Annotated in this window: 18 protein-coding genes; 4 read left to right on the top strand and 14 right to left on the bottom strand. The window is 57.7% G+C overall.

Features of this window, described 5'->3' with window-relative positions; all coding sequences use genetic code 11:
- Position 1 precedes the first annotated feature (1 nt).
- The 5 genes from GO499_RS04005 to ehuR form a co-directional block, all read right to left on the bottom strand.
- Positions 2–439 (bottom strand): universal stress protein, encoded by a 438-nt coding sequence (locus GO499_RS04005; protein ID WP_161860977.1) that lies wholly within the window; start codon positions 437–439, stop codon positions 2–4.
- Between the two features lie 7 nt (positions 440–446).
- Complete coding sequence (locus GO499_RS04000; RefSeq protein ID WP_161860976.1) at positions 447–1,730, bottom strand: TRAP transporter large permease; 1,284 nt, start codon at positions 1,728–1,730, stop codon at positions 447–449.
- Positions 1,731–1,733: 3 nt separating this feature from the next.
- Complete coding sequence (locus GO499_RS03995) at positions 1,734–2,291, bottom strand: TRAP transporter small permease (RefSeq protein WP_431309892.1); 558 nt, start codon at positions 2,289–2,291, stop codon at positions 1,734–1,736.
- A 137-nt stretch (positions 2,292–2,428) separates the two neighbouring features.
- On the bottom strand, positions 2,429–3,445 hold the full coding sequence (locus GO499_RS03990; protein ID WP_161860975.1) for a TRAP transporter substrate-binding protein: 1,017 nt from the start codon (positions 3,443–3,445) through the stop codon (positions 2,429–2,431).
- A 118-nt stretch (positions 3,446–3,563) separates the two neighbouring features.
- Positions 3,564–4,949: a MocR-like ectoine utilization transcription factor EhuR gene (ehuR, locus tag GO499_RS03985; RefSeq protein ID WP_161860974.1), complete on the bottom strand. Its 1,386-nt coding sequence runs from the start codon at positions 4,947–4,949 to the stop codon at positions 3,564–3,566.
- Between the two features lie 218 nt (positions 4,950–5,167).
- Here ehuR and GO499_RS03980 point away from each other — a divergent pair, with 218 nt between their 5' ends.
- Positions 5,168–6,652: an NAD-dependent succinate-semialdehyde dehydrogenase gene (locus GO499_RS03980; protein WP_161863829.1), complete on the top strand. Its 1,485-nt coding sequence runs from the start codon at positions 5,168–5,170 to the stop codon at positions 6,650–6,652.
- A 441-nt stretch (positions 6,653–7,093) separates the two neighbouring features.
- Here the strand turns inward: GO499_RS03980 and GO499_RS03975 are convergent, their stop codons facing one another.
- The 9 genes from GO499_RS03975 to GO499_RS03935 all read right to left on the bottom strand — a co-directional run bounded on the left by GO499_RS03975 (position 7,094) and on the right by GO499_RS03935 (position 18,392).
- Positions 7,094–8,302, bottom strand: a complete 1,209-nt coding sequence (locus GO499_RS03975; protein ID WP_161860973.1) for a threonine ammonia-lyase — start codon at positions 8,300–8,302, stop codon at positions 7,094–7,096.
- A gap of 210 nt (positions 8,303–8,512) precedes the next feature.
- The gene (locus GO499_RS03970) at positions 8,513–11,305 is read right to left on the bottom strand and encodes a bifunctional aconitate hydratase 2/2-methylisocitrate dehydratase (protein ID WP_161860972.1); all 2,793 of its coding nucleotides are present in this window, start codon (positions 11,303–11,305) and stop codon (positions 8,513–8,515) included.
- A gap of 350 nt (positions 11,306–11,655) precedes the next feature.
- On the bottom strand, positions 11,656–13,248 hold the full coding sequence (locus GO499_RS03965; protein ID WP_161860971.1) for an acyl-CoA dehydrogenase family protein: 1,593 nt from the start codon (positions 13,246–13,248) through the stop codon (positions 11,656–11,658).
- A 7-nt stretch (positions 13,249–13,255) separates the two neighbouring features.
- Positions 13,256–14,557, bottom strand: a complete 1,302-nt coding sequence (locus tag GO499_RS03960; RefSeq protein ID WP_161860970.1) for a TRAP transporter large permease — start codon at positions 14,555–14,557, stop codon at positions 13,256–13,258.
- Positions 14,554–15,045: a TRAP transporter small permease gene (locus GO499_RS03955; RefSeq protein WP_284154886.1), complete on the bottom strand. Its 492-nt coding sequence runs from the start codon at positions 15,043–15,045 to the stop codon at positions 14,554–14,556. Before GO499_RS03955 ends, GO499_RS03960 begins: the two co-directional genes overlap by 4 nt.
- 71 nt (positions 15,046–15,116) lie before the next feature.
- On the bottom strand, positions 15,117–16,244 hold the full coding sequence (locus GO499_RS03950) for a C4-dicarboxylate TRAP transporter substrate-binding protein (protein WP_161860968.1): 1,128 nt from the start codon (positions 16,242–16,244) through the stop codon (positions 15,117–15,119).
- A gap of 23 nt (positions 16,245–16,267) precedes the next feature.
- Positions 16,268–17,146 carry an amidohydrolase family protein gene (locus tag GO499_RS03945; RefSeq protein WP_431309883.1) on the bottom strand — a complete coding sequence of 293 codons (879 nt, stop codon included), beginning with the start codon at positions 17,144–17,146 and terminating at the stop codon, positions 16,268–16,270.
- Positions 17,143–17,616: a MarR family winged helix-turn-helix transcriptional regulator gene (locus GO499_RS03940; RefSeq protein ID WP_161860967.1), complete on the bottom strand. Its 474-nt coding sequence runs from the start codon at positions 17,614–17,616 to the stop codon at positions 17,143–17,145. The genes GO499_RS03945 and GO499_RS03940 overlap by 4 nt, the downstream gene beginning before the upstream one ends.
- Positions 17,613–18,392, bottom strand: a complete 780-nt coding sequence (locus GO499_RS03935; protein ID WP_161860966.1) for a crotonase/enoyl-CoA hydratase family protein — start codon at positions 18,390–18,392, stop codon at positions 17,613–17,615. The genes GO499_RS03940 and GO499_RS03935 overlap by 4 nt, the downstream gene beginning before the upstream one ends.
- Before the next feature lie 97 nt (positions 18,393–18,489).
- Between GO499_RS03935 and GO499_RS03930 the strand changes: the two genes are divergently transcribed.
- The 3 genes from GO499_RS03930 (at position 18,490) to GO499_RS03920 (ending at position 22,776) form a co-directional block, all read left to right on the top strand.
- Complete coding sequence (locus GO499_RS03930; protein ID WP_161860965.1) at positions 18,490–20,319, top strand: feruloyl-CoA synthase; 1,830 nt, start codon at positions 18,490–18,492, stop codon at positions 20,317–20,319.
- A gap of 1 nt (position 20,320) precedes the next feature.
- Positions 20,321–21,082 (top strand): SDR family NAD(P)-dependent oxidoreductase, encoded by a 762-nt coding sequence (locus GO499_RS03925; protein ID WP_161860964.1) that lies wholly within the window; start codon positions 20,321–20,323, stop codon positions 21,080–21,082.
- A 287-nt stretch (positions 21,083–21,369) separates the two neighbouring features.
- Positions 21,370–22,776 carry a cytochrome ubiquinol oxidase subunit I gene (locus GO499_RS03920; RefSeq protein ID WP_161860963.1) on the top strand — a complete coding sequence of 469 codons (1,407 nt, stop codon included), beginning with the start codon at positions 21,370–21,372 and terminating at the stop codon, positions 22,774–22,776.
- The last annotated feature ends 4 nt before the right edge of the window (positions 22,777–22,780 follow it).

Here is a 22,780-nt window from a genome sequence, read left to right as displayed (position 1 = left end):
CTCAGACCACAAGAACGGGAATCGCTGCGATTCCCGTGACCTTGTGCGACACGCTGCCTAAGAAGAATCCGTCAATCGAACCGGTGCCGCGCGATCCGAGAACGATCAAATCCGCGTCATGCTTCTTGGCGAATTCGACAATAGTGCGAGAGGGCTGGCCGGACTGCACAAAGGCGCGCACCTTGGTCAGACCGGCTCCTTTCGCCATGTCGCGGGCTGCATCGACAATCTCACGACCGTATTCCTGCAAAGCCTCATCCGGTGTCGCGTGTCTTCGGCCCTGCACCATCGAAAGTGATGCCTCACTCATTGAATGGTGCCTATACACCGTCAGGATAAGAAGTTCGGAGTTACTGAGATCCGCTAGTTCGATGGCTTTCTTGAGGGCGTTCTCCGATTGGGTGGAGCCATCGCAGGCTGTCAGAATCGTCTTGAACATGAGCTTCTCAATTGAATGCCAGGTCGCGCAAAAACAGCGCAATTTGTGGGAAAAAGATTAGGGCGATCGAAACCGACAACAGGATAGCGATAAACGGCGGCGTTCCGCGGATCACTTCGATATAGGGCCGCTTGAACACGGCAATGGCAGTGAAGATATCGCAGCCGAACGGTGGCGTCGCCGAGCCGATGGCAACCTGCAGCGTGATAATAATGCCGACATGGACCGGGTCGAGTCCAACCGCTTCGACCACGGGTGCAAAAATTGGCACCAGCACAAGGATCACTACGATGGGATCGACAAACATGCATCCAACAAAAAAGGCAACGGAGATCACGAAGAGCACTCCGATAGCACCCATGTCGTCTATGCCGACGGCACCCAGCACCGTTTGCGGAATCTGGGCAAAGGAAATGATCCAGGAAAACGCGGCCCCCGCGCCGACGAGGATGAAGACAACGGCAGTAATCAGCCCGGTCGACTTTGCGGTTTCATAGACACCACGCAAGTCGAGTTCACGGAACACGATGACTTCGAGGATCAGCGCGTAAAGGACACAAGCCGCGGCCGCTTCTGTCGGAGAAAAAATGCCGCCGTAGATGCCGCCGATGATGATTGCCGGAAATCCCATCGGCCAGAGCGCCTTTTGAACTGCCCTGATGCGGGCACTCCAAGCCGCCCTAGGTTCGGTCGGCACATCATTACGAATGGCGTAAATCACCGAAAAGATTGAAAAACACAGCAGGATCAACAGCCCGGGCCCGATGCCGGCTATGAAGAGTTCGGCGATCGAAGTGTTGGAAACGACTCCGTAGATGATCATGCCGATGGAGGGCGGGATCAAGAAGGCGATGTCGCTGGAGTTCACGATCAAAGCCAAGACGAAACTATCCTTGTAGCCGGCCTTCAGCATCCTGGGGCGCAGCGGAGAGCCAACTGCCACCACCGTTGCCTGTGTCGAGCCAGAGACCGCTCCGAACATGGTGCAGGCCGCCGCTGTGGATACCGCAAGGCCGCCTTTAAGGTGGCCGACAAAGCTCATCACCATGTCGATCAGGCGACCGGCGGATTGTCCGCGTGTCATGATGTCGGCGGCAAAGATGAACATTGGTACCGCGATCAGAGAGGCCGGGCGGATGCCCGCGACTATCTGCTGTACTGCGGTTTCAAGCTGACCGAAATTGCCGAAAATCATCAGGAAGCCCGTCAGCGTACCTGCCAACAGCGGGATCATCATCGGAAATCCCATCAGCAGCAGCACGATCATCACGCCAAATACGGCCCATGCCATGGTTCAGACCTCCCGCTCGTCGTTGTCATAGCCCTCAAGCACATTGGTCGACAGGTAGATGTCAGGTTCGATGACGTTCTTGATCGCGGTCAGCACGTATTGCAGACCGGTAAGCAGAAAACCCAGCGGCACCCAGCAGAGTGTGATCCAGACCGGAATTTGCAGTGCCGGCAACACCCGGCCACGCCCCATCGTCGTCAGCAGGAATTGCAGTGAGTACCAAGCCAAGCCCAACATGAATACCGCGGTCACCAGCGAAATTAAGATGGTCAGCGCCTTGCGCGGTTTGGGTGGCAGGGTATCGTAGATCGCCGACATGCGGATGTGCCGCCCGTGGCGGGCAGCATAGCTGATACCTGCGAAGGTGATCAGGATGATCAGGATCCGGTTGAGTTCCTCTGAGAAGTAGAGACTTTCCCAAAACACACGGCCAATCACATTGGCTACCGTGTTCAACGCCATTAGCAGGACACCGACTGCCAGCATGATCGCTTCAAGCTTTGCAATGCCCAGATCGATAACACCAAGTATCCCCGGAAGGGACGAGGTGTCATCAGTCAGGACATCATGCTCCGGTTCGACCGGCACCACGCCTGTTGGGGAGTGTTCTTCGTTGGACACCGTGGATTCAGCCTATCACATGCGACAAAGTGGGCCATACGCCGAACCGCTACCGCGTCCGGCATACGGGTCGGATATCATTGCGTCGCCGCGCCGGCCGCTTCGAGGTCCGATTTCATCTGTTCGAGAATCTCCTTGCCGCTGTCCCCCGTCATTTCGATGAATGCCGCTTCCACCGCGTCGGCAGTCTCCATGAACGGCTGGCGCTCTTCGTCGGACAGGATATTGATCACCATTTCCGGCTTGGCGGATTTGATGTTCTCAAGCGACTTGTCCTGAAGGCCCGCCTGATAGTCGAGAATGTGGTCGAACGCCGCGTCGGTAGCGTTCTGTATCAGTTGCTTCTCCTCGTCCGACAGACCGTCATAAAAATCCTTGTTGGCCATCATCGCGGTGGTGAAATTGTTGTGGCCGATACATGTGACATACTCCGTCACCTCGTACATTTTGGTCGAGTCGAGGAAGAAGCCGGGGTTTTCCTGACCCTGGATGATGCCGGTCTGCAGCGCCCCATAGACCTCGCCCCAAGGCAATGGTGTCGGCGTAGCGCCGAGTGCGGCATAGCTTTCGACCAGCAACGGATTGGTCATGACACGGAACTTTACCCCGGCCAGATCCTCGGGCGTTTTAACCTCCTCCTGCGTGGTCATGCAAACCTCGCCTTCAGGATACATTGTCAACAGCTCCAGCCCCTGTTCTGCGTAAAGCCCTGGAAATTTTTCGTTGATCGCTTTGGAATTGCGGAAGAACTCCTGAAGCGTCGCCTCATCCTGTGGCAACAGATAAGGCACGAAGAACACCTGCGCCTCGGGTATCAAGGCGCCTGTAAATCCGGGTGACTGGTTGACAAACTGCAGGATGCCGGACTGGGCCTGTTCCATAATATCGGCACTTTCACCCAGAGTGCCGAAGGGAAACAATTGCACCGTGTGGTCCGAGTTTGCCTCGATTTCTTCCTTGAACTTTTCCGCGAAAACACCCTGCACCTCAGTCGCGGCCTCCTCATGTGCATAGCGCCACGTATCGGCTGATGCGGCGCTGGCTGTTGCCATCAATGCCGTGCTTGCCGACAGGATTATCAAGCGATTGGTCATGGGTTGCTCCCTCTATCACAGTTCGCAGGCACCACGCGCACATAATGCCAAGGTATTTGCCTACAAAAATGAAATCACCACAATTGAGAGTCAATGATTACATTAAATCATTACAATACTAGAGATGTGGGCCATACATGAGAGCGTTCTCGCCTGTGATAGACCGCAGAACCCGCAGCGCTTGCCTCAGCACCTGCGTGTCCGAAATGCCCAGCGAAACCCGCACGCCCGGCTCCGAGGCCAATGGCCCGATCGAGAAAGTTGACCCTGGCGCCACGAGTATGCCCGCCTCACGTGATCGCTCAACCAGTCGCGCCTCTGACCCGATGTCGGGGCACGGAAGCCAGACCTGGAGGCCGGCATTGCCAATGCGGGCATTTGAACCACCTAAAAATTTCTCTGCAATCGCGGCCCGTTCACGCAGCGCATCTCGCTGACAGTCAAGCAATGCTCTTGCGGTGCCGTCTTCGATCCAGCGGGTGGCGATTTCGTGCATCAGCGGGGTCACCATCCAGTTGGTGATCATATGCCGCTCTCGGACGGTTGAGGCTGCATTATGCGGCACCGCGAGAAAACCCACGCGCAGCCCCGGCAAAAGGCATTTCGTGAGACTGGTGAAATAGTAAGACCGCTCCGGCGCAAGAGCCGATAGCGGAGATATACCGCCAGTCGGAAGTGGGCCGCAGGCGTCGTTCTCGATAATCGCAATGTCGTATTGGCGTGCCAATTCGACAATGGCTTGCCTGCGGTCAGTGCCCATAGTGCAGGAAACCGGGCCGGAATCCGGCACAACATACAGCGCTTTGACAGAATCGGCGCGACAGGCGGCATCCAGCGCGGACGGCAGGATGCCCTCTTCGTCAATGGCCAACCCGTGCAAGCGCAATCCGAGGCTCCGGCAGAGTGCAGGCACGGTATGGTGGCTCATTTTTTCGGTAACAATCAGATCGCCGCTGCGTGCAACACTCATCATAGCCACGGTCATTGCCGCCGTACTGCCATTTGTCGCAATCACTGTCATGTCGTCGGGAGGAACTCCGCAAAGTTCCAGCCATTCGTCGACTGCCTCAACGTGACGGCCGGCAATGGTAGCAGCGCGAAACGACGAAAGGATATCAGTGGGTAAATCGCCAGCGATCTGACGCAGTGCCCTTTGCATGGCATCCCTGTGAAAGTTGCCCACTATTGGTTTAAGCAGTGCGAGGTCCACGATTTCATCGCTTGCACGCTGCGCCGGAAAGGGCAGTGCATGGTCATCGGCTGGATTGCGCACGAAACTCCCGCGGCCCACTTCCCCGACGATATGGCCAGCTTCGATCAGACGGGTATAAGCGCGGCTGACTGTTTGAACACTTAGCTGCAGCTGAAAGGCAAGCTCACGATGGGTAGGCAAGCGATCACCGGGCAGCAGGAGACCATTCTCGATAGCGTGCTCGATTGCTTCCATCAGTGACCGATAGCGCGGGCGCTTCAGTTCGCTCTTGTCTGGAAGCCAATTTGTCATGACAATATCGTTCCAAGTTTCATGACAATTGACAAGTGCACAACTTTTCCGGAGAGGATAGGCGATGATAAAGCACCGTCTCAACAAGAACGATCAAGAAAATTTGTCAATCCTTGTGCCAAGCGACATTTGGAATGACCGGGTTCTTCGGCGAAGTACCCTCGAGGCTGGTGCTGCAACAGTGTGCGCAACCCACCAACTGCTTACGGAAGGCTGACATGTCCAAGACACTCAACAGCAACCATCCGCTTCTTTCCCGACTTGCTGACCCTGACCTGCTGACATCCAAAGCATTTATCGGTGGTCTCTGGGCTGATGCACATGACGGAAACAGTATAACGGTGACCGATCCGGCAGATGGCACCGAGTTGGGCATGGTAGCACGCCTGAACGCCGACGATGCCCGACGCGCCGCCAGAGAGGCCCAAAACGCCTGGGCTGCCTGGGCAGGGACACTACCGCAGGAGCGAACCGCAATCCTGCGCCGCTGGTTCGACCTGATGATTGCGCACCGGGAGGATTTGGCGATGATCATGACTGCGGAACAGGGTAAGCCGATTTCCGAGGCGCGCGGCGAAATTGATTATGCCGCCGCCTTTGTCGAGTTTTACGCAGAGGAAGCGCGCCGCCCCAACATCGAAAGTGTCACCTCGCATTTGCCGGATGCCGAGGTTGAGGTCTGGCGCGAACCTGTCGGTGTAGCCGCATTGATTACGCCATGGAACTTCCCTTCGGCGATGCTGACCCGCAAGGCGGCGGCAGCGTTGGCGGCAGGTTGCAGCGTGGTCGCGCATCCTTCGATCGAAACGCCTTTTTCGGCTCTTGCGCTGGCCCGGCTTGCCGAACGGGCCGGTATGCCAAAAGGCGTCTTCAACGTGGTAACCGGAGCTGCCGCCGAAATCGTCGGTGCCTGGATGGAAGACCCGCGCATTCGAGCAGTATCCTTTACAGGTTCGACCGAGGTTGGTCGGTTGCTCTACCGTCAGGGCGCTGACACGATCAAACGGCTGGTATTGGAACTCGGCGGCCACGCGCCCTTCGTCGTCTTTGCTGATGCCGACATGGATCAGGCCGTGGACGAGGCGATCAAGGCCAAGTTCGCAACCTCCGGACAGGACTGCCTTGGAGCAAACCGTTTTCTGGTCGAGCGATCCGTTTACGACGAATTCTGTAACGCCTTTGCGGAGAGAACGAAGGCCCTGAGTGTTGGCAAGGGCGTCGAAGACCCTGATATCGGCCCGCTGATGAACGCGCGTGCCGTGGCAAAACAGCATGAGCATGTGGATGATGCGATCGAGAAAGGGGCGCGGGTTCTTTGTGGCGGCAGCAGGCATGAAGCAGGCGATCTGTTCTTTCAACCTACCGTGCTGGCAGATGTTCCGAACGAAGCGAAGATCATGCACGAGGAAACATTTGGACCCGTTGCGGCCATTGCCCCCTTCGACACCGAGGCTGAGGCCATCGACCGAGCCAACGCCACAGAGTACGGCCTCGTCGCCTACCTTCATACTCAGGATCCCCGGCGAATCTACCGCGCCAGTCGCGCAATGCGGTTCGGCATGGTTGCGGTGAACCGCACCAAGGTCACAGGCGCGCCGATCCCATTCGGTGGTATGAAGCAGTCCGGGCTGGGACGCGAAGGCTCACGTTTGGGGCTGGAGGCATTCACGGAAGTCAAATACGTCTGCCGCGACTGGGCCTGAGATCAGCGGAGTAAAACACACTGTAAAAGGACAGATCGCCTGCCAACGACCACTCCCCAAGCAAACGGAGGGTCGCAACTTTGCCATTGATGGGATTGGCTTTTAGGTACGATTGCTTCCATGGTTCCGTTGATGCACCCCGTAACCAATCAGCAATTTGGCAATGATCAGGCGATAGCGACGAAAGCTTACACCTTCGATACTGAGCAAATCCAAGCAGATGTTCCGTGCAAACTCTAGCTGGGATACCGGCTGTCAGTTCAGCATGCCACAAAGCATTTCATATCGAGCGTTCAACCACTCAGAGTGAACCATGATCGTCTCTTAAACGGATTCATGAAGCATTCATGAAACTTCAATAGGCATTAGCTCTTGAAAACTACTGGTTGCCCAAGCGACGGCGTCAACAATCGCGTCCACGATGCCCAACCGCACAGCGTGTCAGGTTAGGTCCGTACGAACGAGAAATCCTGCCCGTCGCAAGTCTCCGACGATAGATTCTACATGCAGCCTGTCACGGGCCTCGATTACGACCTCGAGTTCAGCCTGTTTCAACGCCACGCTTTGGAACATGCGCTGATGGATTACCTCTACCACGTTGGCACCTGAAGCCCCGATCAGTCGGGATATTTCCGAAAGTTGCCCAGGCGTATCGTCGATCTCGAACGTCAGCCTTGCGATCCTGCCGTCGCGCACCAGGCCCCGAAGGATCAGGGTCGAAAGAATGCGGGAGTCAATGTTGCCGCCACACACAACGAGTCCGACTTTCTTGCCACGCATTTCATCGGCCAGTTTTTCGACAACCGCCAGACCTGCGCCAGCGGCGCCCTCAGCCACGATCTTTTCATGGGAAAGAAGGTCGAACACCGCCTTCTCGATCTCGTCTTCGGTGACGGTCTCGATGCGGTCAACATACTTGCGAATGATTTCGACATTGGCTTCGGAAGGCTCCTTGACAGCAATTCCCTCCGCCAGGCTGGCTGCCGAAAAATGTGGTTCGGTGCCATCGATCCGCGCTTTGACTGCGTCAAACAACAGTGCTTGTGCACCGATGACCTCAACTGTCGGCTTGATGGCTTTCGCCGCCACCGCCATTCCCGCAATCAGGCCGCCGCCGCCGATCGGCACGACGATAACGTCGAGATCAGACACCTGCTCGAGCATTTCACAGGCAACGGTTCCCTGCCCCGCTACGACAACCGGGTCGTCGAAAGGATGGATCAGGACCAGCCCCTCGCGTTCTGCGAATTCAAGCGTGAAGGCCATCGCTTCCTCGAAGCTGCGCCCCTGAATTTCGACCCGAGCCCCAAAGTCTTGCGTCCTCTTGATCTTGTTGAAGGGCGTACCGTGCGGCATCACGATCACCGATGTCATACCCATCCGCGTCGCGTGATAGGCAACACCCTGGGCGTGGTTACCGGCACTGCAGGCAATCACCCCGGCCTGTCGCTCAGACTTTGAAAGACTCAGCAACTTGGCCAAAGCGCCGCGTGCCTTGAAGGCATTTGTGTGCTGAAGGTTCTCCAGCTTCAGGAACAATTGAAAGCCGAACTGGAGGGAAAGTCTCGTCGCGGGAACAGTCGGTGTCAGCAACGTCGCATCGGCGATGGCTGACCGAGCCTTGGTTACGTCGGCATATGTCAAAGGCATTCATGGCTCCAAGGCAGCAAATTGGAGAGCGGACCTGAGCAGTCACCTCGGTGCGTCGCGTGTGATCGAAAAACATGGAAGGCACAAGCGTTTTTCTTGCCTTCCAACGCCGCCGACCCCGCATCCGCACACTCAAGCGATATTGCCAACAGGCAGGCCGCGCCTCAAGCAACGCGGCCCTGGAGTGTACATCCTTTGACCAACCATCCGTCAGAAATGCATTGATCGGGTGCCGATCGACGCTTGTTTTGGCGGTGAGAACTTTGTCAGGTCAATACCCTCCACCGCCACCTTGTATTCGTCGATGGTGGGTGTGCGGCCGAGAACGGCCGAGAGGACCACCACCGGTGTCGATGCCAGAAGGGACTCGCCTTTCTTCGTCTCCGAGTCAGCCACGACCCTGCCCTGAAAGAGGCGGGTGGACGTTGCAAGCACAGTGTCACCCTTGGCAGCCTTTTCTTGGTTGCCCATGCAAAGGTTGCAACCCGGACGCTCAAGATAAAGTATGTTCTCGTATTCGGTACGCGCCGAAGTCTTCGGGGCGAAATCGTCGAACTCAAAACCGGAGTATTTCTGCAAAACCTCCCAGTCGCCTTCCTCCTTCAATTCATCGATGATGTTGTAGGTAGGCGCAGCGACGACCAGCGGAGCCTTGAACTCCACAGAGCCGCTCTCCTTTTCGAGGTTGCGCAGCATCTGGGCCACAATCTTCATGTCACCTTTGTGGACCATGCAGGAGCCGACAAATCCGAGGTCCACTTTCTTGTCCGCCTTGTAGAAAGAAATTGGGCGAATTGTATCGTGTGTGTAGCGCTTTGATACATCCGCATTGTTTACATCCGGATCTGCAATCATCGGTTCGTCGATTTCATCGAGGTCAACGACAACTTCCGCGAAGTAGCTGGCGTCCTCGTCCGGTCGAAGTGCCGGTTTTTCGCCGGAGCGGATTTCTGAGATGCGCTTGTCGGCGATCCCAACCAGTTTCCGCAGCATGCCGTTTTCGTGCTCCATTCCCTTCTCTATCATTATCGCGATCCGGGCCTTGGCAATTTCCAGCGACTCGATGAGTGTCTGATCCTCCGAAATGCAAATCGAAGCCTTCGCCTTCATCTCGGCAGTCCAGTCCGTGAAGGTAAATGCCTGATCCGCAAGTAAGGTAGCGATGTGAACTTCGATCACTCGTCCCTGAAAAACGTTGTCCCCGAACTGTTGCAGCATCTGAGCCTGTGTCGCATGCACCACGTCGCGGAAATCCATGTGATCGGCCATCTGACCCTTGAATGTCACTTTCACGGATTCGGGAATCGGCATTGAAGCTTCGCCAGTCGCCAGTGCGAGCGCAACGGTACCGGAGTCTGCGCCGAAGGCCACGCCCTTGGACATGCGGGTATGACTGTCACCACCGATAATGATCGCCCAGTCATCAACAGTAATGTCGTTCAACACCTTGTGGATAACATCCGTCATCGAATGGTAGACACCTTTCGGATCCCGCGCGGTGACGAGCCCGAATTTGTTCATGAATGCCATCAGGCGCGGCGTGTTTGCCTGCGCTTTCTGGTCCCAGACGGAAGCTGTGTGGCAACCGGACTGGTAGGCTCCATCGACCGAAGGTGAAAGCACAGTCGCGGCCATCGCTTCCAGTTCCTGGCTCGTCATCAAGCCGGTGGTATCCTGCGAGCCGACGATATTGACCTTCACCCGTACATCCGAGCCAGCGTGCAGCTTCTTTCCGGGCGTCACGCCCCGCGCGTTAGCGTTGAATATTTTTTCGACGGCCGTCAGGCCCTGTCCCTCATGCGAAACTTCCTTCGACGGAGCAAAGACCTGAGGCATTTCGATGCCCAGGGTTTCGGCGGCGAAGGTCTGAAGCATCTTGCCGAAAACGATGGCATAGGAGCCTCCCGCTTTCATGAACTCCACCTTCTGAGGAGTGAAGGAGGCGGAGAGATCCGCTAATTCTTCGCTGCCGGTCTCATCGTAGAGTTTCTTGTTCTTCGTGTTGATCTTCAGAACAGTACCGGTATCGACGGAATATCTCTGCTCGAGAATTGGATTGCCATCGTTGTTGAGGATCGGCTTGCCGTCTTCGTCAAGCTTCTTGACCCAATTCTTAAGGTCGATACCGATACCGCCCGTAACACCCACGGTCGTCAGGAAAATCGGGGAAATGCCGTTCGTGCCGGCCACGACTGGGGCGATGTTGACGAATGGCACATAAGGGCTGGCAGGCTTGCCCGTCCAGAGTGCGACATTGTTTACACCCGACATCCGCGAGGACCCAACACCCATCGTTCCCTTCTCGGCGATAAGCATTACCCGCTTACTTGGATATTGTAATTTCAGCGCCTCGATCTCCTGCTGAGCCCTTTCCGAAATCATGCACTTTCCATGCAGTTCCCTGTCGGACCGGGAATGTGCCTGGTTTCCGGGCGAGAGCAGATCGGTAGAAATATCGCCCTCGGCGGCGACGTAGGTGACGATCTCGATCTCGTCCTCGACGTCCGACAGTTTAGTAAAGAATTCGGCTTTCGCGTAACTCTGCAGGACGTCGGTGGCGATTGCCTTGCCTTCTTCGTGTGCCTCTCTCAACCGCGAGGTATCGGCCTCATACAGGAACACCTGCGTCTTGAGCACTTCTGAAGCTTGGCCAGCGATTACTGGGTCGTCACCCAGAGCGAGATCAAGTAGCACTTCAACCGACGGCCCACCCTTCATGTGCGACAGCAACTCTAATGCAAACGCCGGTGTGATCTCCTCCACCATCGCCTGGCCTAGGATGATCTCCTTCAAGAACGCCGCTTTTTCTCCCGCGGCACTCGTGGTTCCGGGCAGGGTGTTGTAGATGAAGAAGCGGAGGCAGTCAGCCCGATGCCGACTGTCTGTCTTCCTGATCTCGGCAACGATTTCCGTCGTCAGCGCGCCATCGTCAATCGGCTTGGGCTGCAGCCCCTGCTCCTTGCGCGTTTCGATCTCGTCAAGGTAATCCGAATAAAGGCTCATTGTGTGTCCCAGTGGCTGACTGAATTGGCGTCTTTTCTGATGCCGACAACCACTCACGGTATCCGGCACTTCGATTTGTATACGGCGGTATACCCTTTTCATTTGTCCCGCAAGTCCGTAGGGCCTCGAAACGGCTCTTGGAACGCCGGTTCGATTTGTCGGAAGAAGGGCATGCGTTCCGTCTAGTGTTAACGCTATCGGTGATGCCCACCAATTGCCAAAAGAAGAGTGAACATCATCGCGTCTTTGCCCGACACACTACGCCAATTTGCCTATTTTGATGGCGCAGCCCCAATTGTCAGTTGTATGTGCCTCTTCCAAAACCGGTGAGGCGCCCTCAGCCACGCCAATTATTGGCCCAGCAATCGCGCGGCAGAGCGTGCCTTGGCGAAATGAACCTCAATCTCCGCTTCCGCCGTGGCAAGAAAGTGTATCCGGCATATTTCATCGGCCATCCGGCCGGAGAGCCACGCTTTCACAGCACACCAGCCGGCACGCATCACCGGCTCAGCCATGGCCATCAGCGCAAACTCCTTCTGATCGCGAACCTCCCGATCGAAGAACGCTTTGAAGGTCTCAATCACTTCAATTGCCTGCTTCTGTCCCGCACATTCCGCCCGTGCGATTTCAACAAAAGTTTGCAGCGCGGCTTCGTCGTTCCGGATACACTGGCGCATCACAAAATCTTGCGCCTGCATGCCGGTCGTCCCCTCATAGATCGCGAATACCCGTGCGTCGCGCAGAGCCTGCGCCGCGGGGTAATCCTGCATGAAGCCCCCCCCTCCAAGAACGAGGATCGACCGTGCAGCCGTGTCGAACGCCAGTTCGGCACCGAAATTCTTGATCAGGGGTAACAGGAACCCGCAGAGGCGCGCCATGCCCGCATCGCCAGGTGCGAGGTCAGCGGCAACGGCTGTCTGCAACAACGCCAGCCGAAACAACGAGATGTCCGTCTCCATTTCCAGCAACTGCCGCCGCACATCGGGATGCTGAACGATGGCCACAGGCGGCGCATCCGCGGATCCGCCCTGCCTGCGAGATTGCGCATATGAGGCGGCTGCATCATGGCAGGCGAGTGCGACACCAAGGCCTTGGCATGCAACAGTAAGCCGCATGTGGCGGATCATCGTAAACAATTGACGTAGGCCGCCCTCTTCCGACCCAATTAGCGTCGCGGGGGCCTTTTCGAACCGCAACGCACATGTCGGCGATCCATGCAGCCCAAGCTTCTCTTCGATCCTTTCGGTCACCACTTGCGGCCCATTTTCCACCAGAAAGAGACTGAGGCCGCGCGTGCCGGGCTTGTCGCCAGTCCTCGCCAGAAGGCAGTGGCCAATCCTTGATCGGATGTCGTGATCGCCGAAAGAAATCCAGATCTTCTGCCCGCTGACCTGCCACCGTCCGTCAGATCCGCGCTCCGCTCGCGTTCTGATCCTGCCGACATCAGAACCGGCCTCAGGCTCGGATATGCAGATTGTCGCGCACCTCCGGCCGGCGAGCAACTCCGGCACCCACTCCGACTGAGTCTCGGGATCGGCCCATTCCGACAGCATCATCGCTGCCGCGCGCGTGCCGCCCGCCACCATCATGAATGCCGGGCAAGCCCGTTCGAACAACGGGTTCACCGCGGCAAAGACAGTAAGTGGTAGGCCCTGCCCGCCCAAGCGTGCGTCATGTTCAAGGCTGAGCCAGCCACCGTCGGCAAGCGTGGTGAAGACAGATCGGAATGCCGCAGGCGTCGTCACTCGCCCCTCGGAAATCCGGGCCCCTACTCTGTCCGCAATAGCGTTCAGCGGCGCGATTTCGACCTCGGCCACTTTGACTGCCTCGGAAAATATGGCCGACAGTGTAGCGTCATCGAACCGATCGCCGGCGACTTCCTGCCATCCGGGTGTGCTGGCCAGCGCTTCCTGCATCGCCTCGGCATCTTGTGCAAACCCCATGCCGACCTCAGATCAGCGACGGCAGAAAAAGGATCAGCGACGGCGCAAGAATGGCAATGATCACTACAACGATATCGGCGAGCAGGAACGGAATTACGCCGCGGAATATCTGCGCCACGCTGGCATACTCGCTGGCGACGTTTCGGATCACGAAGACATTCAGTCCCACCGGCGGTGTGATCATGCCAATTTCGAGCAATTTGACAACCAGTACGCCAAACCAGATCAGGTCGATCCCTTCCTGCCTGAAGATCGGCAGCAAAACCGGCAGGGTGATCAGCAAAGCCCCGAATGGCTCCATGAACATGCCAAGCACCAGGTACAGCACCACGACCACCAGCATAAGCTGGAAGTAGCCGAGCTCCGCACCAGTAACATAGGCCGACAGGCTACCTGTAAGGCCTGTAAGGCCCAGGAACCGGGTGAACATCGATGCCCCAACACCGATGATAAACAGGGATGCAGATGTCGTCAGCGTCTCGATCAGGGCCACACGAAACCGCTCGAACGTCAGTCTGCCCATCGCCACCGCAATCAAGATCGCTCCGACAGCCCCGACGGCGCCTGCTTCCGTGGCCGTGAAAACACCCGAGAACAAACCGCCGAAAACCAGCACCATCAACAGAAGGATTGGCCAAACATTGGCAATCGCCTTGCGGGTGCTCACAGGGTCCGCTTCCAGCGGGCGGGGGGGCGCGATATCGGGGCGCAGCCAACATGTCAGAAGCACGACGCCGGAGTACAGCAACGCCGTCAAAATCCCGATAGTGATCCCGCCCATGAATACCTTGGTAACCGAGGTTTCGGCAAACACACCGTAAACTATCATCAGAATCGAGGGGGGGATGAGCGCACCGATAGTGCCGCCGGCAGCAATCGCCCCGGTCGCGAAACTTGGCGCATAACCGGCGCGAACCATCTCCGGCACCGCGATCCGGCCCATTGCGGCCGCAGTGGCCAGCGAAGAGCCGCAAACGGCAGCGAAGCCGGAGCAGGCAAATATCGAGGAAATCGCCAACGCTCCGGGGACACGCCGGAGCAGTGCCTTGGCCGCGTCGAACAGCCCCCCCGTCAATCCAGAATGAAACGCAACAAACCCCATGAGCAGAAACATCGGCACCGCGGAGAGTGTCCAGTTCGCAACGAAGGAAACCGGCGTGTTCGACAGTATGCCAATCGCCGGGGTCACACCCAGCAGGGATGCGACGCCCCCGAAAGACACACAGATCAGGGCCAGCGCCACCGGCACGCGGGCTGCCAGCAGGACAAAGAGGAACACCACTCCCATGACACCGGTGAAAACACTCATTCCACCGTCTCCTGGCCAAACGGTGCAAACAATCGGATACCAGTGGTCACCGACGCCAGCGCAAAGCCTAGTGGCGGCAGGAAATACGCAGGCCATGTCGGTATCGGCACTGTCTGTGCCAGCACAAATGTACCCGCGGCAAAAGTCTTCAACGAAGCCGCGAATGTCACCCAAGCCAGCGCCAGGTAGATTGCCGTCGATATCAGTGCCACCAACTTGTCAGAATACCATATCATCCGCGGAGTGAGTGCTGCCTCCAGCACCTCGACATTGACCATGCCGCCACTTCTCTCCAACCAGGCCAGGGGAATGAACGCCAGCGCGACCATGTAGTAATTGGTCACGATCTCATAAGTCGCCGGAACAGGTTGGTTCGCGACGTTGCGCATTACAACGTCGGTGACAACATGCACCATCAGCATCAGGATTGCGACAGCGCCGATTACCGCCAACGCGGCAAATAGTAGGTCCTGTATGCGCAAGATCATCCGCATCGCACTTAGCCAAACTTTCAGAAGAATCGCCGACCGGCATCTGCGCCGGTCGGCGTATGTCGCTATCAGCCGCCGTAGGTCGCGTAGTCTACCTTCGACCAGACTTCCTGATAGACACGCTCGGTCATCGCGGCCGGATCGCTGTCAAGTTCGTCAGCGATCGCTTCCCATTTATCCACCAGTTCAAGAAAGGCCGAGATTTGCTCTGGTGCATCTGCAATGCCAAACTGTTCCTGGCTGAAGGTCCCGGCGGTCTCGATGTCAGCTTCGACGAACTCCTCGATTGCCTGCACGAGCGATGCATCCGCCTCCACCATCTCGATGCCGGCATCCTGCGCAGCCTTTTCCGCAATCTCCGGTATTTCGGTGCCCCAGCGGTGCGTGAAGTCGGCGTTCGCCCGGTTTGCTGCACGGGTCAGCGCGGCCCGGTCTTCGACAGAGAGGCTGTCCCAAGCTGCCTTGGAAGTCGTAAAATTCGAGGTGGAGATATACATCCCGATGGGTGCGAAGGTTATGTTCTTGGCTACTTCCACCAACCGGAATGCCAGCAGATCACCGACGGACGCCATCGTACCGTCGATCGTACCCTGGCTCATAGCTTCGAACTGATCGAAGACTGACATCTGCACCGGTACGGCACCGAATTTCTCCGCCAGACGTCCCCACGGCGCACCGCCGGAACGCAACCGCAGGCCTTTCAGGTCGTCCGCGGTGCGCACTGGCTTCGTGGTAATGAATTCGTAGACATCCGACGCCCCCGAACCGAGAAACACGAAGCCGAGCGCGCGCATCTCTTCCTGGCACGGCGTACAGTTGACGATGTACTCTGTTACGGCCGCACCCATCGCCTGCGGGTTCTTGCCGATCAGCGACACCTGACCTGTGACGGACATCATCGGCAAATCCGCAGGGAAATAGAGCGGCAGCAGGTTGCCGATCTCTGCAACCTGGCTCTGCAATGCATCCTTCATCTGCGTCAGATTCACCACTTCCGGACCGAGCATTGTGCCCGTCAGCCTGCCATCTGATTCCTCCGGCAGGTATTTCAGAAAATTTGTATACATCACACCATTTGCCGGGTGAGCGGGTGGTGCGGCCGGTGCGACGCGCAGATCACGCGCGTCGACCGCCGTGGCCAGTGCGACCGTCGATACAGCGAATGCTGCGGCAAGCGTCCTTTTCAGACTTCTCATTCCTCTATCCTCCCTTTGGGCCCTCACAGGTTCAGTAGCCTGCGTGCATTTTCCTTCAGGATAAGTGGGCGAACCTCATCCCGGAAAGCGGCATTCTCGAAATCTGCCAACCAGCGATCAGGCGTGATAGCCGGCCAGTCCGACCCGAAAAGCATCTTCTTCTTCAGCAAGGTGTTGGAATACCGGATCAGGATGTCAGGAAAGTATTTCGGGCTCCACCCGCTGAGATCTATGTACACGTTCGGCTTGTGCTGCGCGACGGACAGCGCCTCTTCCTGCCAGGGAAAGCTGGGGTGCGCGAGAATAATCCCGAGATCGGGAAAATCGACGGCAACATCGTCTACATGCATCGGGTTAGAGAATTTCAGGCGCATCCCCATGCCGCCCGGCATTCCCGAGCCCACGCCCGTCTGGCCGGTGTGAAACAGAGCGATGGCGCCGGCTTCCTCTATTGCCTCGTACAACGGGTATGCCATTCGGTCGTTGGGAAAGAAGCCCTGCATCGTCGGGTGGAACTTGAAGCCCTTGATACCGTATTCCGCAACGAGACGCCTTGCCTCCCGAACCGCCATTTTTCCCTTCCACGGATCAACGGATGCGAACGGGATAAGAATGTCGTCGTTCTCGGCACATATCTGCGCCACATCATCGTTGGAATAGCGCCTGAAGCCAGTTTCCCTCTCCGCATCGACAGGAAAGATCACCGCCGCAATATTGCGCTCCCTGTAGTAGGCCGCAGTCTCCTGAACTGAAGGCAACATGCCGGATGCGCCGGCCGGGTTCTTGAAATAGGCTGCCATGCCGGCCTGAAAGTCGTCATAACCATCATCGCGTGTTCCACAGCACGGTTCTTCCGCGTGAGTGTGAATGTCTATCGCCCGGACCTTGTTGAAGTCGATCACGCCCTGCACTCCATACCGTTGAACTTGCGCAGTAGGCTTATCAACTGTTCGAACTCACGCCCCGTCAGCGTGATCTTTTCCAGTTCGATGAAGTTCAGGAACTCTGGCTTCTTCTCCGCCACGAACTCCTCCCCGGCGTTGGTAAGCACCAGATTCACCGCGCGGCGGTCGTCTTCCGGTACATGCCGGTCCAACAGACCGGCATCGACATTGCGCTGAACCAGCTTTGTCATGTGGGCTGGCTTTATCTGCAATCGGCGCGCGATTTCGCCCTGTCTCACACCTGGGTTCATGCCGATCACCCAAAGCAGGGTAAACTCGCCGGGCTTCAACCCATGCCCCGCCAGCTTGTCGTAGAACTGATCGAACACCTTCACCTGCGCCATGCGTAGCAGGAAGCCGAGCGAGGAACCGACTTCCCCCAATTCGATGGCCGCGTCACCAATCTGCTCACCTACGGGGCCATTCATCCGGACTCTCCCGGTCGCTTGACCTTTCCGGCCTTCTTGGCCAGAAACGCGTTCAGCCTTGCCTCCGCTTCCGGGCTTGTGGCCGTAAAAGAGGCGATGAAACTTTCGAAGAACAATCCCTCATCACTACCCATGTCCTGGATCCGCGGAAGTGCGTTGATGATTGCGTAGTTGGATATCTCGGCATTGCCCGCCGCTGCAGCTGCAAGCTCCACCGCCTTGTCGAGGGCGCACCCTTCTTTCACGACATACTGGACAAGGTTCCACTGCTCTGCCGTCCGTGCATCGACGGATCGACCGGTCAGCATCATGTCCGTCATTCGTGCCACCCCCATCAGGCGCGCGGCCCGAACAGATCCGCCACCGCCGACAAAAATGCCGCGCTGCCCCTCCGGCAGGGCAAAGAAAGCCGTCTCGTCGGCCACCCGAACATGAGTTGATGCCGCCAATTCGAGCCCGCCACCAACAACCGCACCGTGGAGCGCCGACACCCACGGCATTTTGCCCCTCTCGATCTTCGCAAAGACCTCGTGCCAACGGCGGGAGCCGTGCACCCCTTCGAAAGGCGTCTTCTTCACGTGCTCGGCAAGGTCAAGCCCCGCACAAAAATGCGGACCAATGCCATGAATCACGCCAGCCTTTGCCGTCTGTTCGGCTTCGTTGACGGCCAGAGCCAACTCCTCGACGAAGGCATCGGAAATCGCATTCCGCTTATCAGGTCGATTCAGGCCCACGACGGCCACATCGCCTCGTCTTTCGACCTTCAGATAGTTCATGCCAGCGTTCACAGCGACTCTCTCATTCTTCCCTCACAAAATACTATCTCGGGAAACAGTTTCCATGTAAACAAATTTTACGGGAGGATTGAGAGCGATGAATCAAACGCCATTGAGACCTGTGCGGCTTTGGGAGGCAGAGGTCGAGTGGGAGAAGCGCGAGGACGGTTCCGTGCTCGTTTGGCAGACAGCCCCCCTGCCCGCCTATCCGGCCAGGCTCTCGGACCGCATCCACACTTGGGCCGGATCAGCGCCTGACCGCGTCTGGATGGCCGAGCGAAAGAATGGCGGAGACTGGCACGGAGTGACCTATCAGGAGATGCTCTCCCACATCAGGTCCATAGGCCAGTACCTGCTCGACCTCGGCCTCGGCGTCGAAAGACCGCTGATCATCCTCTCGGGCAATTCAGTCGCTCATGCTCTGGCCGCACTTGGCGCCCAATATGTCGGCATACCCTCAGCCGCTCTGGCTCCCGCCTATTCCGGCTCTGCGTCTTCAGGTTTCGCCAAGCTGCGTCAGATCGCTGACCAGATTACACCCGGTGCGGTTTTTGCAGAGGATCTTTCTGCCTTCGCCCCGGCAATGGATGCAGTTTTTCCGGAAAAGCATCACCTTTGCGTCACCGGCGGTCCTGTCCCGTGGGAGGACGTTCTGAACACACCTGTCACGCCGGCCGTCGATGACGCCAACCAGATGACGGGGCCGGACACTATCGCCAAGTTCATGTTCACTTCTGGTACGACCGGATCACCGAAGGCCGTCATTCAGACACAACGCATGTTGTGCGCCAACATGGAAATGGTCCGCGACTGCTATCACTACTTCGACGACGAACCTCCCGTGCTGCTGGACTGGGCCCCGTGGAACCACGTCGCCGCCGGCAACAAGGTCTTCAACATGACGATCTACAACGGCGGAACCTTCTATCTTGATGGCGGCAAGCCGACACCACAGTTGATCGGAGAAACCATCCGTAATCTGCGAGACGTTTCACCCACCTGGTATTTCAATGTTCCCATTGGCTATGAGATGTTGGTCGAGGCGATGCGCGAGGATGCGGCGCTCGCCAATAGCTTTTTCGCGGACCTGAAGCTGATGATGTATGCAGGCGCGGCCATGGCGGAACACACATGGGCGGAACTGGACCGGCTGGCGATAAGGCATACGGGGTCCCGCATCCTGCTGTCGACCGGCCTCGGCTCCACAGAGACGGCACCTTTCGCCCTGTTCAGCACCGAACCCAATGACCGGCCGGGCAATGTCGGCATTCCCGCCAAGGGACTTACACTGAAGCTTGTCCCCGCCAACGGCAAATGGGAAGCGCGCATCAAGGGGCCGTCGGTCACACCGGGCTACTGGCAGAACGCGCCCCTGACCAAAGAGGTCTTCGACGACGAAGGCTATTACAATTTTGGCGATGCCCTGCGCTTCGCCGACGAGTCCGATCCGTCACGGGGCTTTTTCTTCGACGGGCGCACGGCCGAAAATTTCAAGCTTGCTACCGGCACATGGGTCAGTGTCGGGGCTGTACGGGCCAAGCTCATAGATGCTCTTCAGGGGCTCGCCCGTGATGTGGTGATCGCCGGCGAAGGTCACCCGGAACTCGCCGCATTACTGATACCCTTCCGTCCTGCACTGGAACGCGATGTCCCGGGTGGAACGGATATGTCGGACGCTGAGCTCACCGGCGATCCCGGCATTCGCGAAAGGATTGCCAACCTGCTGGCATCTTACAACGCGGCTGCCGGCGGTTCTTCCGAAAGGGTCACCCGTGCCATGTTCCTCGTCGATCCACTCGATCTCGACAAAGGCGAAGTCACGGACAAGGGATCGGTCAACCAGCGGGCGGTGTTGCGAAACAGGCAGGACGCAGTCGCTACTGCGTTCTCAGACGACCCGAGGGTCATTCACAGCGGGGAGACCTGACATGCAACTCGACGGTACATCCGCAATGGTCACCGGCGGCGCTTCCGGATTAGGCGAGGCGACGGCACGGATGCTGGCAGCATCCGGCGCAAGAGTCGGCGTGATAGACGTGGATGCAGACCGCGCACAGATGGTCGCGGAAGAAATCGGCGGCGTCGCCGTAGCAGCCGACGTCGCATCGGAGGGCGATATGACAACCGCCCTGCAAGGCATCGTCTCGGCTCACGGCGCGCCCCGCATCGTCGTCAGTTGTGCGGGTATCGGCACGGCTGCTCGTGTTGTCGGCCGCGATGGACCGATGCCACTGGACAGTTTCGAGCGTGTCATTCGTGTCAACCTCGTCGGAACCTTCAACGTCATGCGACTCGCCGCTGCCGCGATGCAGGAACTTGATCCCATGGCGGACGGCGAACGCGGTGCCTTCGTTCACACCGCATCTGTTGCAGCCTTCGAGGGCCAGATCGGACAGGTAGCCTATTCCGCGTCGAAGGGTGGAATTGTCGCCATGACACTTCCCGCCGCCCGCGAATTTGCCCGTCTCGGAATTCGAGTGAACGTCGTCGCGCCGGGCATTTTTTTAACGCCGCTCCTCCATACTCTCCCAGAGGATGCCCAAAAAGCCCTCGCCGCCAATATTCCCTTTCCCGGTCGCCTCGGTGATCCGTCGGAATTTGCCGACACCGTGCGATTTTGCGTCGAAAACCGGTATCTTAACGGCGAGACAATCCGCCTCGACGGCGCTTCCCGCCTGCAGCCTAAGTAGGTGCTCGCCTGACTGCGGCCACGTGCCACAGAACTCCCCCGTGCACGGGAAATGACGTCTAATCGGCGATTGTTTCGCCCGAAAGCTTCAGAAAATGAAAGTATTATCAATAAGTTGTCAGACAGACCCGCCAAAACCTTCTAGGTCCAATGGCGAAGGCGAGAAGAAATACCGGCACGGCTCCGGTTGAAAGGCATCCCTGCAAGTCTAGACTCGACAACCATGGGAAGTAGAAGAGAGTCGTGCTCTCAAGCTGATGCCTGGAATCTCAGGCCAAGAGGCCGACCATGATCGAAAGCTACGGTGCCGAAACCCTCGCGCGGATACAGTTCGCGTTCACGGTTTCATTTCACATCATTTTCCCTGCCTTTTCGATCGGGCTGGCGAGCTACCTGGCCGTGCTCAACGCACTCTGGATGCGGACCCGCGACGAAACCTATCTGCATCTCTTCAAGTACTGGAAAAAGATCTTCGCCGTCGCATTCGGCATGGGCGTCGTGTCGGGCATCGTCATGTCCTACCAATTCGGCACCAACTGGTCCGTGTTCTCCGACAAGGCCGGCCCGGTGATCGGGCCGTTGATGGCCTATGAAGTGTTGTCGGCCTTCTTCCTGGAGGCCGGCTTTCTGGGCATCATGCTTTTCGGGCGCGAGCGTGTTGGCGAGCGGTTGCATATGTTTGCCACTGCCATGGTCGCATTCGGCACACTCATGTCGGCGACATGGATCCTCAGCGTGAACAGCTGGATGCAAACTCCTGCGGGCTACTCGATCAACGCGGACGGCCAGTTCGTGCCGGAGGATTGGTGGCAGATCATCTTCAATCCGTCATTCCCCTACCGTCTCGTTCACATGGTTCTCGCCGCCTACCTGACGACCGCCTTTGTCGTCGGCGCTGTAGGTGCCCTTCACATGCTACGCGATCGCGGCGACAAACGGGCGCGGCGCATGTTTTCATTGGCAATGTGGATGGCTCTTATCGTTACACCGATCCAGATTTTCGCGGGCGATGCCCATGGCCTGAACACGCTTGAGCATCAGCCGGCCAAGGTTATGGCCATGGAGGGGCATTACGACAGCCATCCCGATGGCGCACCACTTATCCTTTTCGGCATACCCAACTCCGAAACCCGCACCGTTGACTACGCCATCGAGATACCGAAGCTCAGCTCGCTTATTCTCAAGCATCACTGGGAAGCGCCGCTGGACGGTCTCGACACCATTCCTCTCGAAGATCAGCCGCCCGTCGCCATAGTGTTCTGGAGTTTCCGCGTAATGGTCGGCCTCGGGTTCGCCATGCTCGCCGTAGGCTTGTGGAGCGGGCTTCAGCGCTGGCGCGGCCATTTGTTCGACGATACGTGGCTACATCGTATCGTTCTTGTCATGGGGCCCACGGGATTTGTCGCCGTGCTGGCGGGCTGGATCACAACCGAGGTCGGACGCCAGCCGTTTACCGTCTACGGCCTGCTCAGAACATCGGAATCTCTGGCACCTGTCGATGCTCCGGCGGTTGCCGCTTCGCTGATAGCCTTTATCGTCGTATATTTTTTCATCTTTGGGGCGGGCACGTTTTACATCCTTCGCCTGATGAACCAACCGACTGTTACAAAGGACCGGGAACTCGACGAAGGCCCTGTGCGTGCGGCTGGCATTACGCCCGGCTTTCAGGCCGAACATGGCTCAGGCAAGGGATGAGGTG

It is taken from the genome of Algicella marina, from assembly GCF_009931615.1.
GTDB lineage: Bacteria > Pseudomonadota > Alphaproteobacteria > Rhodobacterales > Rhodobacteraceae > Algicella > Algicella marina.
This window is presented reverse-complemented; position numbering and strand designations above follow the sequence as displayed.

Bases quoted from the DNA above. Each gene is read 5' to 3' on its own strand.
- GO499_RS03965 (WP_161860971.1), bottom strand. From the start codon at position 13,248: ATGGGGTTTGCACAAGATGCCGAGGCGATGCAGGAAGCGCTGGCCAGC.
- GO499_RS03950 (WP_161860968.1), bottom strand. From the start codon at position 16,244: ATGAGAAGTCTGAAAAGGACGCTTGCCGCAGCATTCGCTGTATCGACG.
- GO499_RS04000 (WP_161860976.1), bottom strand. From the start codon at position 1,730: ATGGCATGGGCCGTATTTGGCGTGATGATCGTGCTGCTGCTGATGGGA.
- GO499_RS03955 (WP_284154886.1), bottom strand. From the start codon at position 15,045: ATGATCTTGCGCATACAGGACCTACTATTTGCCGCGTTGGCGGTAATC.
- ehuR (WP_161860974.1), bottom strand. From the start codon at position 4,949: ATGACAAATTGGCTTCCAGACAAGAGCGAACTGAAGCGCCCGCGCTAT.
- GO499_RS03960 (WP_161860970.1), bottom strand. From the start codon at position 14,557: ATGAGTGTTTTCACCGGTGTCATGGGAGTGGTGTTCCTCTTTGTCCTG.
- GO499_RS03970 (WP_161860972.1), bottom strand. From the start codon at position 11,305: ATGAGCCTTTATTCGGATTACCTTGACGAGATCGAAACGCGCAAGGAG.
- GO499_RS03940 (WP_161860967.1), bottom strand. From the start codon at position 17,616: ATGAATGGCCCCGTAGGTGAGCAGATTGGTGACGCGGCCATCGAATTG.
- GO499_RS03925 (WP_161860964.1), top strand. From the start codon at position 20,321: ATGCAACTCGACGGTACATCCGCAATGGTCACCGGCGGCGCTTCCGGA.
- GO499_RS03920 (WP_161860963.1), top strand. From the start codon at position 21,370: ATGATCGAAAGCTACGGTGCCGAAACCCTCGCGCGGATACAGTTCGCG.
- GO499_RS03980 (WP_161863829.1), top strand. From the start codon at position 5,168: ATGTCCAAGACACTCAACAGCAACCATCCGCTTCTTTCCCGACTTGCT.
- GO499_RS03990 (WP_161860975.1), bottom strand. From the start codon at position 3,445: ATGACCAATCGCTTGATAATCCTGTCGGCAAGCACGGCATTGATGGCA.
- GO499_RS03975 (WP_161860973.1), bottom strand. From the start codon at position 8,302: ATGCCTTTGACATATGCCGACGTAACCAAGGCTCGGTCAGCCATCGCC.
- GO499_RS03935 (WP_161860966.1), bottom strand. From the start codon at position 18,392: ATGAACTATCTGAAGGTCGAAAGACGAGGCGATGTGGCCGTCGTGGGC.
- GO499_RS04005 (WP_161860977.1), bottom strand. From the start codon at position 439: ATGTTCAAGACGATTCTGACAGCCTGCGATGGCTCCACCCAATCGGAG.
- GO499_RS03930 (WP_161860965.1), top strand. From the start codon at position 18,490: ATGAATCAAACGCCATTGAGACCTGTGCGGCTTTGGGAGGCAGAGGTC.